Annotated in this window: 1 protein-coding gene; it reads right to left on the reverse strand. The window is 63.4% G+C overall.

The genetic code is table 11. The features are described 5' to 3' along the window. Window positions 1-573, reverse strand: a 573-nt coding sequence (locus J5224_RS34315; RefSeq protein ID WP_264629303.1) for a GspE/PulE family protein, incomplete at both ends; no start/stop codon positions are given.

Below are 573 nucleotides of genomic sequence, written 5' to 3' on the forward strand. Positions count from 1 at the left end.
AACCGGCCAACACCTTGTTGATGCCGTCCTGGCGGATGGTGAGACGTTCCGGCCCCAGCAGGCGGGCAATCGCCAGTTCACCGTCGCCACGGTGGATGGCGGCGCGAACGTCGTCATTCACCAGTAAAAGTTCATGGATCCCGGTACGGCCCCGGTAGCCGGTAAAGTTGCACTGTGTGCACCCAACGGCCCGATACACCGTGCTGTGCGGCGTAATGCCCATGTGCTGCGCCTGCACGGCATCAATCGGGTGTGCTTCACGGCAGTCAGGACACAGGGTGCGCACCAGCCGCTGCGCCAGCACCGCCAGCAGCGAGGTGGACAGCAGAAATGGCTCGATGCCCATATCCTGCAAGCGTGACAGCGCCCCCAGCGCGCTGTTGGTGTGCAAGGTGGAGAGCACCAGATGGCCGGTCAGTGAGGCCTGCACCGCTATCTGGGCGGTTTCGCCATCACGGATTTCACCGACCAGTACCACGTCCGGGTCCTGGCGCAAGATAGCGCGCAGGCCGCGCGCAAAGGTCATGTCCACCTTGGTGTTGACCTGCGTCTGTCCGATGCCTTCCAGCTCAT

The sequence above is a fragment of the Candidatus Symbiopectobacterium sp. NZEC135 genome, from assembly GCF_025962695.1.